A 15,436-nucleotide genomic window follows, 5' to 3' on the forward strand; every position below is an offset into this window, starting at 1 on the left:
ACTAAATTTATCTACTACAAACAACTGAAAAGGAGAATGTTATGACTCAATATGACTACATTGTAATTGGTGCAGGTTCGGCAGGTTGTGTAGTCGCCAACCGTCTGACAGAAGACAGTGAAACAACCGTGTTATTACTCGAAGCTGGCAACCCAGATACTAAACCGGAGATTCAAATCCCGGCGGAATGCGTCAGCTTACTCGGTTCCGAAGTTGACTGGGCATACTTCTCTGAGCCAGAACCATACCTTAACGATCGCCAAATTTTTTGTCCCCGTGGCAAAGTCTTGGGTGGCAGCAGTTCGATTAATTTCATGATTTATATGCGGGGCAATCATCACGATTATGACCACTGGCAGTCATTAGGGAATCCCGGCTGGAGTTACCAAAATGTACTGCCTTATTTCAAGAAATCCGAGCATCAGCAACGCGGTGCTTCCGAATACCACGGCGTTGACGGGGAATTGAGCGTGACCGATCTCATTGCCCCTGCTGTGGTATCCCAACGCTTTGTCGATGCAGCAGTTGCAATGGGATATCCAAATAATCCTGATGCCAATGGGATGCAGCAGTCAGGTGCAGGACTCTATCAGTTGACAATCAAGGATGGTAAGCGTCACAGCACCGCAGCTGCTTTTCTCTTACCCATTCTCCAGCGTCCCAATTTGACTGTAATCACAAAAGCTTTGGTGACTCGATTGTTGTTTGAGGACACGCGTACCGTTGGCGTGGAATACCTGCACGAAGGAACACTGCATCAAGTCAAGGTTAACCAGGAAGTAATTTTAAGTGCTGGTGCGTTCGATTCGCCTAAGCTGCTGATGCTTTCTGGCATTGGGAATGCAGAACACCTGCAAGCATTGGGAATTCCGGTAGTAGTTGAGTTGCCAGGTGTCGGTCAAAATCTTCAGGATCACCCTGTCGTACCTGTGGTATACAAAGCAACCAAGGATTTACACACAGCCAGCAGCAGTAGTATTGCGGAAGCTAGTTTGTTTTTGCATACTCAGGGTAATGTGGATACTGCACCAGATTTACAGTTTCTCTTCGGCCCGATTGTGTTTGCACCCCCTGGCTATGCTCACTCTGGTTTAGGATTTACAAGTCTAGTCTGTTTGACCCATCCCCAAAATATTGGGAGTGTCAGTTTGCGTTCATCCGACCCCCAAGACGCACCGATGATTCGGCTAAACTTTCTGCAAAGTGAAGCCGATGTGCAAAAGCTCGTTGCTGGGATTAAATTAATGCGTGATTTGTTCCATGCAAGTGCCTTTGATGAATTTCGCGGTGAGGAAGTCGCTCCTGGTAAAGATAAGCAGAGCGATGAAGCACTCGTTGCTTACGTGCGAGAAGTTTGCAATACGGTGTATCATCCAGTCGGCACCTGCAAAATGGGTATCGATCCAATGGCAGTTGTAGACCCACAACTTCGTGTATATGGGGTTGAGGGGTTGCGTATCGTGGATGCATCCATCATGCCAACAATCACTACCGGAAATACAAATGCGCCCACTATTATGATCGGCGAAAAAGCCGCAGATTTAATTAAAGCCGCAGGTGGTATTTCACAGCAAACATCTTTAGCGATCGCCCGAAGCGCAGCGCCAAAGGCGATCGCAAGTTAACACAGAACTGTACAACTTATCTAGCAGAAATGTAACAATTTGAATTTTTTGAACATGAAAATTACAATGACTAGTAAAAAATCTCTTCCCCACGCAGTCATTCCTACGTTGAAGAAACAGCTTTGGGTGCGGAACTAGTATGCAAATTATACCGTTTTACAGAAGTCAAGTATTCTATCTTACAACGGGGAGGCGATCGCAAACTGGATACTGGGTTATCGTCTTGACGATCATCCCGGATTGTCAGACCTCAATCTTTGAGAATTGGATGGCACTTGCACTTAACGCAGCACTGATAAACTTTGGATATATAGCCAATACCGTCTAATTAGTTTTTCAATACTCTTGAACACAATGAAAAGACTACTAAAAATATCCGCATTATTCCTTGCTCTGCCAATTAGTGTATTAACTAATTGTTCCTTAAGAGCTTCTGCTGACTCTACTGCTGGCATCGTCTTGAGTACGAAATGCCAGGGTGGCTACAACATAAATATTTGGCGGAATTATACTTCAGGTGAACTGCTCTATCGCGCGACCAATCCCAACGGTAATTTAAGTTTGGGTAAAGGAACTAGCAAAGCGACAGAAGGTGTTCGAGTGTATAAATTTCGGAATGGAATTTATGAATATTGGGTATGGGATGGCACGTTGGATAACCCACAGTCTGGAACTTTAGAGGTATATAAAAATAACCGTATCTTGATGCGGCAAAATTGTAGAAAAAGTTGACTTACAAAATTCAGGAGTCAAGAACCAGAATTCTTTTGAATTCTGACCGAAAAAGCGGTGCTTTCTCTGTGAGACGCTTTGCGAACGCAGGGTTAGCAAGCTACGCGTCTTGATTCTGACTCCTGAATTCTGACTCCTGTTAGCAGTAGCGGGGCGTTTAGCCCATTCTGACTTCAACAAACTCAAAGGATATGGAAGTGGACACTCAACACTATGACGATATTATTATCGGCGGCGGCAAAGCGGGTAAAACACTGGCACCAGCGCTGGTTGCTGACGGACGTAAAACCGCTCTGGTTGAACGCAGTTTAAACATGATTGGTGGCGGGTGCATCAATATCGCCTGCATTCCTACTAAAACTATGGTGGCGAGTGCCAATGTAGCAAACACAGTGCGAAACAGTTCTGCTTATGGGGTTAAAACCAATACACCCAGCGTTAATTTAGCAGAGGTGATCCAACGAAAACGAGCGGTTGTGCAAGGGATGCGTGCAATGAACTTGCACAATTTAGAAACGGCTCTCGATAAAAACTTGATCATTGGCGAAGCAAGGTTTATTGCTCCCAAAACGATCGCAGTAACGACGACTGAGGGGAACAATAGCTTACTTACCGCTGAACGGTTATTTATTAATACAGGCACACGACCGTTAATTCCATCTATTCCCGGACTCACAGAAGTTGAGTTTTTAACGAGTGAGTCGATTATGGAGCTAGAATACTTGCCTGAACACCTGATTGTTCTCGGTAGTGGGTATATTGGTTTAGAGTTTGCCCAGATGTTTCGGCGCTTTGGCTCTCGTGTTACTGTCATTGGGCAAAGCGAACAAATCCTGTCACAGCAAGATCCAGATATAGCGATCGCAGTTCAAACATTACTGGAACAAGATGGTATTGAATTCTTGCTGAAGGCGAAGGTATTGAGGGTTGATCGCACTGGTAATGAAACCATCCTGAAAATCCAAGTTGGCGATCGTGAAATCACCCTCCAGGGTTCGCATTTGCTCGTCGCCGTTGGTCGTGCGCCTAATACCGAGAGCTTAAATTTAGCTGCTGCTGGTGTGGCAACCGATGCACGCGGATTTATTCAAGTCAACGATCACTTGGAGACGAATGTACCCGGAATTTGGGCGTTAGGCGATATCAATGGCGGCCCACAATACACCCATATATCGCTCGACGATTATCGCATTATCAAAGCTAATTTAATTGATGGGGGCAACCGTAGTACAAGCGAGCGCCTGGTTCCATCCTGTCTGTTCATCGATCCAGAACTGGCTCATGTGGGTTTGACTGAAACTGAAGCACGGCAACAAGGATATGCCATCCGCGTGGCGAAGGTGGATGCGTCAGCCGTTCCTAGAGCGAAAACACTCGGTCAAACTGATGGACTGCTGAAGGCGATTGTGGATACAGAGACAGGTCGGATTCTAGGGTGTTCCCTGTTGTGTCATGAAGCAGGTGAAGTGATTTCAACAGTGCAGATGGTGATCCAAGCTCAGATGCCCTACACCGTTCTGCGCGATGGTATTTTGACTCATCCCACGATGACCGAAGGGTTAAATATATTGTTTTCCAAGTTGTAAAAAGACAGCAATTGCAGACCTAAGGACTTACCAAATAAACGACATTTCACTCTTGAAGAGAAAAAAGTAGCTATAGCATGATTAGTAAAACATCCAAAGTCGGTATTATTGGTGCAGGTAATGTAGGTGCAAACGTTGCAAATGCTTTAGTTTTACTCGGTAGATGTGTAAGGGTTGTCCTTTTTGACCGAACCTTATCAAAAGCTGAAGGACAAGTATGGGACATTGAAGACAGCATTCCCTTACTTAAAGAGATGGAGATTATACCATCAAATCAGTATGAAGATTTAGCTGATTCAGATATCATTATTGTGACTGCTGGGGTGCAGCCGAAACTTGGACAGACGCGATTAGATACATTGAGCGACAATACACAGATTATACGTTCGACAATCAAAGAATTGGATCGAGTTGCACCGAATTCAATCGTACTTATCATTAGCAATCCAGTGGATGTACTCACGCGGATTGCGATCGCTACTTCCACCAGAGCAGAAAACCTAATTTTCGGTTCGGGAACCGTTCTTGATACTGCTAGACTGAGATATCAACTTGGAAAGCGACTGAATGTTGCAAAACAAGACGTTCATGCTTATGTGATTGGAGAGCATGGAGACAGTGAATTTGTCGTTTGGTCTAGTGCATTTATTGGGGGAATTATGTTAACTGAATTTCCCATACCACAAGGAGCAACGCTAGAACAAATTCAGCAAGAGTACGCACAGTTAACTCGTAAACGAGGCTATAACATTTTTGAACGCAAAGGAAATACAAGCTATGGTATATCAACAGTAGTTTGTCAGTTAGTTGATACCATCCTGCGAGATGAAAAGCAGATATTTCCAGTATCAGCCAGAGCAGATTCTAACTATGGAGTTGGCAGTGAAGTTGTTCTTGGACTTCCATGTATCATTGGCTCAACAGGCATTGAGCGCCAACTGCTGTTATCAAGAAATGCTCATGAACAACGCTTATTAGAAGAATCAGCCAATAAACTCAATGAAGCCCATAATTCTTTGCATAATTAAAATCAAATTGGAACCCCTGACTACTCGGCATGACATCGAAACGGTTTTTAGTAAGATAATCAAGTGATTTACCTAAATCGATTCATGCTTGTACTTTGCCAGGTTTTTTACTGGAACTTCAAGCATTTATTTTGGCATCTACTCTCCAAAAAGCATTTATTTAATCAGTTAACTTTAATAAGCAACACAGCCAACGACAGGGGGGGCAAGTTGAATGCCCAGCGTTGGACGTAGTGGTTTATGCTCAAAGCCTTGAACCACAGGCAGTATGACGACTTTGCCAGTTCCAGCTAGTTTGCCATCGGGCTAAATTAGTCAGCGTTCCGGGATTGTCGCTGCCATACCAGCTGAGAATTTCTTTTACTCGATGAGTCATTGTGTTTCTCCTAAAATTAACCTGAGTTCGGGTTAAGCCAGAAGCTAAAAAGCTTATTCTGTCAGGATTGAATAAAACTGGAATTGATCAAAGCAGGGATAAAAGTGGAATCATTTTGTCAATAAGGTTCACAAATGAAACTAATCTCAGCAATATGTGTTATTGACAATAGATGAAAACAGAGCTTTAGACCGAACAACGATAATTCAAGGCTTTTGAGGATTTCTTATCCCGAACTCAGGTTACCTCCTTATCTTTAACCCGAACTCAGGTTAAATAGCACTTCTACCTGTGATTTACGAGATATACCGCGTAGTATTGGTGCAATATTTCCTATTTCCCACATTTGTGCGATCGCACTCGTCATTTTATTGACAAATAGCGACTGATAATTTCGTGCTTGAATTTCTGCACATGAGAGGTTGTTGTCGGTGAGTTCTTCCAGTTGAGGAACTAACAATTCTGGGTGAACCAGCGCCGGAGAGGGAAGATGCAACCCAATACTTTTCGGGTTTTGGGAGAAAGGGGAAGGGGTAAAGGTTAAAGGTTTTTTCTTTCCCCTTTCCCATTCCCCTTTTCCCGTTAACCGACAAGTATTGGGGTTCAAGGGATTGGAGTCCAGCAACTTGAGTTTGAGTCACTTGCAAGCAAACCTCTAACTCGCGGCGGTGCGATCGCAAGAAAAGCCCATTTGCTGCCAGCCAGTATTCCTGGAGTTTTAGCACTCTAGGTAATTCCTTTAAGTTGATTGTTCGTTGCTAACTTCGTGGAAAGCCGCCAACGCCTCTTCTAAGTGGTTAAAAAACCGATTAGCACCGATTAAATCTGTCAGCCCATCCCGCTCGAACTGGACTTTTACCTCCGGTGACAGACCGGAGAGGACAAAAGTTACGTTCTGAAGGGATAATTCTTTGACGACATCCCGAATCGTTTGGGATGCGGAGTAGTCGATTTCAGTAATTGCTCTGGACTCCAGAATAAACCACTGCACGGGTGATTCCGCATTTTTCACGAGATTTTGCACCTCCTCTGAAAAGAAGCTGGCGTTAGCATAAAACAAGTCTCTACTAAACCGATAAACGATCAGACCAGATGCTGATACACTGCCGATACGCACAGGAATCGGCTGCCATAATCTCTGAGCATCGGGAATAATGATTGCAGAATGCGGTCGATAACTATGACGCACATGCAAAATCAGCGACAAAATAATTGCTAAAACAATACCCTCTTTAACACCGATAAAAACAACCGTAGCAGTAGTGACGATCGCAAGATAAAACTCCTCACGATGAGTCGAAAATATTGCCCGCATCCCCTGAATGTCAATCAATTTTAGTCCAATCAAAAATACAATTGCTGCTAAAACCGCATTCGGCAGATAGCTAATTGGTTGAGTGAAGAAGAGGATGACTACTAATACCACTGCTACTGTGGTCAGTTGAGCTACTTGGCTTTGTCCTCCTGCTGTGTCAACAATTTCGGTTTTGGTCGGGCTACCATTGACCACAAAGGTTCCACTCACCCCCGCCGCCAGATTCGCTAGAGCTAGACCCTCAAGGTCAATATTTTCTTGAAAGTCCTCGTTGTATCGAAAGGCGTAAGCGCGTGAGGTCGCTGCACTTTGGGCAATAATGACGATACAGCACGATAGGGCAATGCCAAACAATTGCCCAATTTCACTCAGAGCAACAGTAGGCAACCCAAAGGATGGCAGTCCGCTGGGGATAGATCCAACTACCATAACACCATGACTGGCAAAGTTAAACAGCCAACTGGCAAGAATTGCTACTATTACAGCCAGCAACGCACCTGGAAATTTTGGAAGCAATCTGTCGCATAGTTTAATGGTAATCAAGACTGCTAGAGAAATCGCGATCGCTAATGGGTTGGCATGGGGCAGACCTTCAAAGGTATTAATGATTTGCTGGATTGGATTATTCCCCCCGCCTTTTAAATCCAACAATCCACCTAATTGACCGATCGCTACTTGAATTCCTACCCCAGTCAAGAAACCTACCAACACGGTACGCGACAGAAAATCCGCTAAGAAACCCAGTCTAAACAGGCGTGCTAACAGTAAAAGTCCAGCTACTAAAATGGCGACTAATTCTGAATACGCTAAATATTGGGAACTCCCCGACGCTGCCAAGCCTGATAGTCCAGCCGCCAGGATTGCGGCTGTTGCAGAGTCGGCAGCGACCACCAGATGGCGAGAAGATCCAAAGAGCGCAAATGCCAAGGCTGGAAGAATAAGTGTATAAAGACCTGTGGCAATGGGCGTTCCGGCAATCTTTGTGTATCCCATAACTTCCGGAATACCCAGTGCTGCTAGCACAATACCCGCAACGATATCATTCCCAATGGTGGCTGCTGTCAAAGGTAAAATTCCCTGAAACATGCGAAATCGCTTTTTAGTTGGATGCTGGGCTGTATTTGCGTTCAATTTCTTCATTATTTCGGATTCAAATCCTTGTCCAAAATTATTCCTCGATTGCCTTGATCTGCCCTGCCGCAATTGCGTCAGCTAGTGCTTTGTAATCCCGCTCTGTTTGGTCAGCGTAAGCAACCGCAAAATTAGCGATCGCCTGCTCAAATGTGTTACTTTGACCGAGATAACCACTAATAGCAAATCGATTCCCCGAACGAGCATGACTGTGCGCCAGCGCCCAACCACATAAATGGGAGTAGCCCTTCAAATCCGTCTCCGACATTCCTTCAATCTCGACAGAAGTTTTCATATCTCTGAGTTGCCGCAGGTAGAAGTCATGCCCACATTTCTCTCTGGTGTACCGTATCCACCAAAGTTGGACAAATGGCTGTCTCCACAACAATACCGTTGCCAATTTACGAGGGTGGGTTGATGATCCTTGCACCATTAACTCGCTGTTCTCTGAGGTTTGGCAAAAACAATAAGTCATAAAAATTCCTTTGGGGTTTACCACAAGGTTTTTTAACGTATTGCCCGTAGTATAAAGGTTCTAACAGTCCCATCTATCTCAGAAGCTAAACGTTTATGTATGGGGATTTTGCCAGTTTTTGCCAAAATTTTTGTAGGCTCTTATTTTGGCAAAGGTATTGATCAGGTCATGTAAATTGATTTTTTATTGTTTGTGAGAAATCCGGGTTAAAGTACCTAGAGATCAACGCCAGGTACGTAGAAGGGATTTTACCACTAGCAGCGACCTGTTTAATATTAAAGATATGCCCCCATCGCTGTACACCTTCTTGAGCTTATTAGTCACAAGAGAAAGTATTTCCATACCCGTCATATTAACATTAAATTCAACTGTGTTTTGTGAAGGATTATCCCACAACCAAGATGCACCATTTTGATTTAGTAAATGATAAATCTCTACCCCATAATCTTGGTATAGCTGAGGATGTTCTTCAGCAATTAACTCATAAAGATAAAGCAGTTGTTCGCGGTTGCCCTTTTGCAAGCGGGAATCAGAACGAATGCGATAAAAATAGTGCAGTTCAGGAATTACAATTCCCAGCCAACCTTTTTCACACATATTAACCCAGCATTCGTAATCTTCTAAATTCTCTGCCAACAGAGATTTCATCCCACCAGCAGCAAGGTAAGCAGCCTTTCGCACCACAGTACAAACGCCAAGAGTGTTGTGACAAAGTAGATAAGGAAATTCCGTATTCCAAGCCACCCAAACTTTTTCGGAATTACCAAACTCTTTAATCCAAGAAGCAACAAAACCAACATTTTTGTATTGCTTTAAAATCTTTGATGCTTGTGTATAAAAAGTTGGAGAAACTTGATCATCAGCATCCAGAAAAGCAATGTATTCACCACTTGCTATCTCTACCATTTTATTTCTCGCTGTGGCTACACCAAGATTTTTGGAGTGAATAATTTTCAGGTTACTATATGTTTGCTCGATAACTGCTAGAGTTTCGAAACTCTTTTTGTCTGTACTACCATCGTTGAAAATAATCACTTCTAAGTCAGGATAGGTTGAGGCAAATACAGAGTTGAGTGTTTCACCTATGTAGTGACCGCAGTTGTAGAATGGAATGCAAATAGAGATTCTACCTTTGATGCTTATATCTGTATCTACAACTAAAGACGACGGATAAGAAACTTTGCCGTGAGGTAGATAGTTTAAAGAGGGAAAAATATTTCTATCTTCATGCTGCCCAATAAGTTTTTTTAAATGTGCCATCCGTTTTGACAATACATTTTCCGGGGCAGAAATTTTCAAAATTAAAGTCCGAGCTTTTAACCCTAGCTCTATAATTTCAGTTGTTGAATAACTGAGAACCTGGTTTAATTTATTAGCGAAATCATTACTCTTCTGCCAATCAAAAACTAAACCTCCTTGGATTGCTGCTGTTTGTAACATTTCAATATGACCAACAGCAGATGAGGCTAAAATCGCTTTACCTAAAAGCATAGACTCCAAGCAAGTATTAGGAAAATTTTCCCAGAGAGAGGGAAGAACTACGCACCATGCTTTCTTCACTCTTTCATATAGTTGTGCCTGGGGTAGAGGTGAAGAAATTATTAGTTTACCTGAATTAATATATTGACGATATTTTTCTGTTAAATAAGCTTTCATATAACAGCCTTGGAGGTGATACCAAGTATCGCCACCAATGGCTGTAAGTTGAAAATTTATGCCTGCATCCCACAACTGACTGCAAGCTTCTAACAAGGGGATAATACCTTTTCTAACTTCTAACCTACCGAAGTAAACTATATCTCCCGGCGTGGGTAAGGATAATGGTAAGTGCTCTTGATGTAAAAGTTTCTGAGGTGCTGGTAAAGGGATAATTTCAATGTCGAGATCGGGATTTAAAGTCGTTTTTACCTGCTGGGCAATGTACTGAGTAGGAGCGAAAATTCCATCCGCAGCCAGAATGCAAAACTTTTCCATTCTTCCTACCCAGTAATCACAAAGATGATAACTAGGCATTTTGTCAGCAGGATAAAGCAGATATTGAGGACTATGTAGGTTGAGAACTATGGGTACTCTTTGTAGTTCTGGACAGCCTAATAACTTTTTTTGTAATAAAAAATAAGCAATCCCGCTATAGTCTTCGCTCTCAATAATATCTGGTTGGCCATGAGTGCGAATATAATTAATGACTTCCTCTGCTAACTGATAGCTGATTGCCCCCCAGTAACCCATAACGTTATGTGGGAAGGCTGGATGAGTTTCAGAACGGGGATGAGCTTTTGGAGAATTTAATAAATAAGTATCTTTAGGAACTATTTTAATAATTTTCAGCTTGTTTTTTTCTTCAATTCCTGTTTGAGGACTGCGGGCAAAAACAGTGATGTCATGTCCAGCATCAGAAAACATCGCCGCCATATTGCCGACATAGGTAGCAATCCCACCAGGAACTGGAGGACATTCACTGGCAATCAAAAATATCTTCATATATTTAGATTTCCTCTTCTTGAGTCAAACGAAGTGATCGCTTGAGTTTAAACCACAGTGTTCTGAATTTCCAGAACTTGGATGATTCCATCGCTCGTTTTTTCCAACCTAATTCGTGTTTTTCTTGTTCAAGTTGATGTGTTTTTCTCTCCAAGTGACGCTTTTCTTGCCATAAATTGCTTAAAGCTTGTTCTTGGTGCAGGTATTCTAGGGCAAGAAGTAGCATTTCTTCAGTTAAAGCCAGATTAATGATTGGTTTGGTTCTGGTTGGGCATGAAGCGATCGCCTCAGTAAATAGGGTATCTATGCGTTCAACCATCTTATCTAAGGAAAATAGTTCAACGACTCGTTGCCGCGCATAGTAACCGATTTTACAACGCAACTCGCTATCTTGAATTAAAGGAATTAATGCTTTCAGGTATGACTCGACTTCGCTGATCTCATTTTCTGCTTTAGGAACTAAAAACCCAGTTCCAGGTATGACTAATTCTGCTTGTCCTCCAACATCTGAAGCAACGACTGGTAATTGCATAGACATTGCTTCGTAAATCACCAGAGAAATCCCTTCATAAGCTGATGGGAGTAACAAGATGTCTGTTGCACAATAAATAGCAAGCATTTCTTCAGGATTAATAGCAGGCAATATATGAAAGTGTGAATCTAAACCAAAATGATTAATTTTAGCTTGCATTTCCGGCAACAAATAACCATTACCCACAACAATTATTGAGACGTTGAAAGAGCGATTAACTAGTTTTTGAACAATCTCAATTAAAAGTAGAGGACGTTTCTGTTCTACTAACCTTGCCGGAAATAGGATTACAACTGACTCATGAGGAATTTTCAGTTGCGATCGCACTTGGTCACGTTTCTTTTTATCCTGCACCCATTTATTAGTATCAACGTTAGTATAACTAACTTGCAATTCCTCAGTAGTTTGCGGATTCAGACATCGATAATATTCCGCAAGGTGATGACAGGAGATGATTTGTAAGTCCAAAAATTGGCTAAATTTACACGAAAGACGTGGATATCCACATCCACGCCAACCAGGATCTATAGTATGAGTAAAGTCAATAAAAGCGATATCAGGAAATTCGTGACGCAGTAAAGGTAAGAAGTAATAAGCGATGTAAGAATTAGAAATAAAGACAAGATCAATTTGACGTGATTGAATAATATATTTAGTGAAGTCTAACCAGTCACTATCTTGTAAAAAATTGGGCAAATGAAATATATCTGATGTGACTGCATAAAAATGTTTCTGCCAAGGATGCTCTGATTTGGAAGTTGTAACAATAGTCAGTTCATAACCACGATTTGCTAATAGAGTCACTAAATCGATATTAAATTTGTCAGCACCACCAACTTCTAAGTGAGGGAAAAAGCAAAGTATGTACTTGCTGGAGTAGTCTTTTTCAAGAGGATTAATAATATCTATTTTCGGGAAGCGGGAATCCGAAGTAAAGTTATATCGTTCGATACTGATATCGGGAAGATAATTGTGATTAAAAAAATTTTCATAGCGAGATTGAATTAATTCTGTGACTCGTTTTTCTTCTGTAACATTTGCTTTAGAAATTGTTAGTAAACCAGAATCAAGGCGACGGTAGCAATCTAAGTATTCAGGTATTGTCCAACCTTTTTGGTTGTTGGCTATGGCTTTGAGCCATCTTTCCCAATCTTCGTAAAATCTCAGATTTTCATCAAATCCCCCCAGACAGTCGAAGTCTGACTTGCGATAAAGTAATCTACCTGTAACCCAATTTTGGTGAATAAATTGCGAGGGTTTATTAAAGCCGTGAGTCCACCAATATTCTTGAGCTTGAAAACCAACTGAGTAGGAGTTAACAAAGGAAAACTCTCGATGAGTTTCCAAAAATAGCACACACTTCTCTATGTAAGTAGGATCAATCAGGTCATCTAAGTCCATGAAAAATAAGTACTTACCCGTTGCATAGGTAATGGCTGTGTTCCTACCTGCTGCTAGTCCTTTGTTAGTATGATGCTGCAAGGTTTTAATTTTTCCGTATCTTTTGGGTAAAGATTGAAACAAGACGCACGCTTCTGGTTCGGTAGAGCAGTCATCAACAATTATCCATTCAAAATTTTGGAATGTCTGATTGATTATAGATTTATAAGTAGCTTCAAAATACTTATGGGCGTTAAAGAATGAAGAAATAATGGATACAACTGGTTGCTGATATACTGGACTAGAAAATTTACATTTTCTCCTTTGCAGTACATTGATAAATTCGCTGACAGCAAGGAAAGGTGTAACTGTAGACATAAAACAAGCAAACTGCTAGTGTTTATCTTGATTGTTAGTTGCTTACCTGCCTTGGAATTAACTTCCAATGCCAATAACCCAAGTGCGTTTCAATACACTTAAGTTAAAAATGATACTTTATAAACATCATTTGGCAAGCAATCTTAAAAATTGTATACAATTGCCAGGTATGAAAAATTACTTATTTTTTAATAATCTTTACAAATATCGGCGCTACATTTTTTACAACGCTTGGTATGAATTGCGTTATCGCTATGCTGGTACGGGTATAGGTATCCTTTGGAACATTATTAATCCTCTGTGCGAAATTCTCATTTACACAGTTGTATTTTCTTTACTGCTTTCTCGTGGTGTGCGGGGGAGTTCCTACGCTTTATATCTGATGGCTGGACTGCTACCTTGGCGGACATTTGCGGAAACTATTGCTAGTGGTAGCAATGCTTTTGTACAAAATTCTATTTATCTGCGGCGTTTAGCAATTCCTTCTGAGGTTTTTGTGGCTAAAGTCACTTTAACTTCGCTATTTCTGCTGTTTATTTACCTAGCTTTAGTGCTTCCTATTGGTATTTTGTTAGGTGGGAATCTAGGTTTTGGAATATTGTTATTACCAGTGTTGGGATTACTTTTAGAAGGCTTAGGTTTTGGTATGGGGTTAATTTTAGCTAACTTACAAACTCTTTTTCCCGATGTCAAGCAGATTTTACAATTTTTAATTCCCTTATGGAGTTGGATGATACCTATTTTTTATCCAGAATCCATTGTTCCCAAAAATATTTTACCTTGGCTTTATCTGAATCCACCCTATGCATATATTCAGTCAGTTCGCAATATCATTTTAGAAAATCAAATGCCAGGATTTCATGTTTGGCTAATTATGCTTGGGTGGCTAGCTTTATTTGTTTGGTTAGGTAATGTTGTCAATCAAAAGCTCCAAGATGAGATTAGAGATGTGATATGAGTGATAATATTATTTTGCAGGTGAATAATTTAAGTAAATGTTTTAAGATTTATGCAAATCCCTGGCATCGTGCTAAAGAATGGTTAAGTTTAGGAAAGAACACTTATCATCAGCCTTTTTGGTCATTGAAAGATGTGTCTTTTTCAGTGCGTAAAGGCGATTTTTTTGGTATTGTTGGGGAAAATGGAGCGGGTAAAAGTACATTATTAAAAATAATTACCGGGGTGTTGAAGCCAACATCAGGAACTTATCAATTAAATGGTAAAGTTCTCTCACTGCTAGAATTAGGAACTGATTTTAATCCCGAACTTAGTGGACGAGGAAATGCAATTTACAGCGCTGAATTGTTGGGATTTCCTGAAGGATATGTCCAAGAACGAATAAAAGAAATTGAAGAATTTTCGGAATTGGGAGATTTTTTTGACCGTCCCATGAAGTTGTATTCTTCTGGAATGAAGACAAGATTAGCTTTTTCTTTATTTGCGTTTCTAGAATGTGATGTTCTGATTTTAGATGAAGTTTTAGCAGTTGGAGATATTTTCTTTCAACAGAAATGCTATGCCCGTCTTGAGGAACTGATAGCAAAGCAGATTACGATCATTTTAGTGACTCACCAATTAGCATCGGTACAGCAATATTGTAAAGAGGTGATTGTACTGCATCGTGGAGAAAAAATCTTTCAAGGAGAATCGATGAAAGGTATTATTAAGTTCCATCAACTAAAGATGGGTTTGGCTAATAATGTTTCTCCGACTGTTCTTCAAGAAAAGGTAGAAGTACCTTTAGAAATACCGGATGATTTTTTTTGGCCTGCTGATGAAGTTTTTATTCCTGTTTCTTTTCCCCAGGCAAATTATGCTCAACTAATTAGTTACACTATTTGTAACGTTAAGGGTAAGGGCTGCGTCAATTTTTTGCAAGGCGAACAAGCTTATTTTTGTTGCGAATTTCAACTGAAGGAAACTATTGGTGTACCAATTGCTGTTGTCATGATTACTAATAAGTTTAATGTGGTAATTCATAGTAAGTCTTCCTGTCTACAAAAGGTTAGCATTCCTAAGCAAGTTCATCATGGCGATCGCGTGCGTTTTTGTCGTAGTATTACCCTGAGTATAGCTCCCGGTGAATACGTTCTCGGTTTTGCTTTGCTAACAATGCAGGCTGATGATTATGCTCGCATTGATGAACTTCCCCAAGTGGAATTTAACAGCCGATTTCAGATTTGCGATGTTTATGAAAAAGTAGGTGTTTTTTACGTTACGTCTCATTATAGTAACAATCATCACTCTCACTTTGGATTATGTAATTTACCGGGAAACGGGCAAATTCAAGTTATTACAAGCTCAAAGTAGTAACAAGCGATCGCTCTTCTACTAATTTTCACTTGAGTTGACAAAAGTTACTTGAGATTTTCGACACCAGCACCTTCGATAACTGAG

The 15,436-nt window shown here is 41.1% G+C and carries 13 protein-coding genes; 6 read left to right on the top strand and 7 right to left on the bottom strand.

What is annotated here, in order from left to right; genetic code table 11:
- Nucleotides 1-41: 41 nt before the first annotated feature.
- The 4 genes from FD723_RS31235 to FD723_RS31250 all read left to right on the top strand — a co-directional run bounded on the left by FD723_RS31235 (nucleotide 42) and on the right by FD723_RS31250 (nucleotide 4,971).
- On the top strand, nucleotides 42-1,625 hold the full coding sequence (locus FD723_RS31235; protein ID WP_179068803.1) for a GMC family oxidoreductase: 1,584 nt from the start codon (nucleotides 42-44) through the stop codon (nucleotides 1,623-1,625).
- 354 nt (nucleotides 1,626-1,979) lie between these two features.
- Complete coding sequence (locus tag FD723_RS31240) at nucleotides 1,980-2,357, top strand: hypothetical protein (protein WP_179068804.1); 378 nt, start codon at nucleotides 1,980-1,982, stop codon at nucleotides 2,355-2,357.
- A 191-nt stretch (nucleotides 2,358-2,548) separates the two neighbouring features.
- Entirely contained in the window at nucleotides 2,549-3,943 is a 1,395-nt protein-coding gene (locus tag FD723_RS31245; RefSeq protein WP_179068805.1) for a mercuric reductase, read from the top strand.
- 77 nt (nucleotides 3,944-4,020) lie between these two features.
- Nucleotides 4,021-4,971, top strand: coding sequence for an L-lactate dehydrogenase (locus FD723_RS31250; RefSeq protein WP_179068806.1), 951 nt, complete (start codon nucleotides 4,021-4,023; stop codon nucleotides 4,969-4,971).
- A 244-nt stretch (nucleotides 4,972-5,215) separates the two neighbouring features.
- Here the strand turns inward: FD723_RS31250 and FD723_RS43255 are convergent, their stop codons facing one another.
- From FD723_RS43255 to FD723_RS31280, 7 genes are all read right to left on the bottom strand, one after another.
- Nucleotides 5,216-5,347 carry a hypothetical protein gene (locus FD723_RS43255; RefSeq protein WP_256874989.1) on the bottom strand — a complete coding sequence of 44 codons (132 nt, stop codon included), beginning with the start codon at nucleotides 5,345-5,347 and terminating at the stop codon, nucleotides 5,216-5,218.
- Nucleotides 5,348-5,603: 256 nt separating this feature from the next.
- Nucleotides 5,604-5,972: a hypothetical protein gene (locus tag FD723_RS44235; RefSeq protein WP_372743776.1), complete on the bottom strand. Its 369-nt coding sequence runs from the start codon at nucleotides 5,970-5,972 to the stop codon at nucleotides 5,604-5,606.
- A gap of 114 nt (nucleotides 5,973-6,086) precedes the next feature.
- Nucleotides 6,087-7,802, bottom strand: coding sequence for a SulP family inorganic anion transporter (locus FD723_RS31265; protein ID WP_179068807.1), 1,716 nt, complete (start codon nucleotides 7,800-7,802; stop codon nucleotides 6,087-6,089).
- 28 nt (nucleotides 7,803-7,830) lie between these two features.
- Nucleotides 7,831-8,088, bottom strand: coding sequence for a DUF2252 family protein (locus FD723_RS44240; protein WP_372743827.1), 258 nt, complete (start codon nucleotides 8,086-8,088; stop codon nucleotides 7,831-7,833).
- The gene (locus FD723_RS44245) at nucleotides 8,085-8,162 is read right to left on the bottom strand and encodes a hypothetical protein (protein ID WP_372743828.1); all 78 of its coding nucleotides are present in this window, start codon (nucleotides 8,160-8,162) and stop codon (nucleotides 8,085-8,087) included. The genes FD723_RS44240 and FD723_RS44245 overlap by 4 nt, the downstream gene beginning before the upstream one ends.
- 328 nt (nucleotides 8,163-8,490) lie before the next feature.
- Complete coding sequence (locus tag FD723_RS31275) at nucleotides 8,491-10,749, bottom strand: glycosyltransferase (RefSeq protein WP_179068809.1); 2,259 nt, start codon at nucleotides 10,747-10,749, stop codon at nucleotides 8,491-8,493.
- A 4-nt stretch (nucleotides 10,750-10,753) separates the two neighbouring features.
- On the bottom strand, nucleotides 10,754-13,039 hold the full coding sequence (locus FD723_RS31280; RefSeq protein WP_179068810.1) for a glycosyltransferase: 2,286 nt from the start codon (nucleotides 13,037-13,039) through the stop codon (nucleotides 10,754-10,756).
- A 169-nt stretch (nucleotides 13,040-13,208) separates the two neighbouring features.
- Here FD723_RS31280 and FD723_RS31285 point away from each other — a divergent pair, with 169 nt between their 5' ends.
- Entirely contained in the window at nucleotides 13,209-13,997 is a 789-nt protein-coding gene (locus FD723_RS31285; RefSeq protein ID WP_179068811.1) for an ABC transporter permease, read from the top strand.
- The gene (locus FD723_RS31290; RefSeq protein ID WP_179068812.1) at nucleotides 13,994-15,349 is read left to right on the top strand and encodes an ABC transporter ATP-binding protein; all 1,356 of its coding nucleotides are present in this window, start codon (nucleotides 13,994-13,996) and stop codon (nucleotides 15,347-15,349) included. The genes FD723_RS31285 and FD723_RS31290 overlap by 4 nt, the downstream gene beginning before the upstream one ends.
- The last annotated feature ends 87 nt before the right edge of the window (nucleotides 15,350-15,436 follow it).

The organism is Nostoc sp. C052, from assembly GCF_013393905.1.
Classification (GTDB): Bacteria; Cyanobacteriota; Cyanobacteriia; order Cyanobacteriales; family Nostocaceae; genus Nostoc.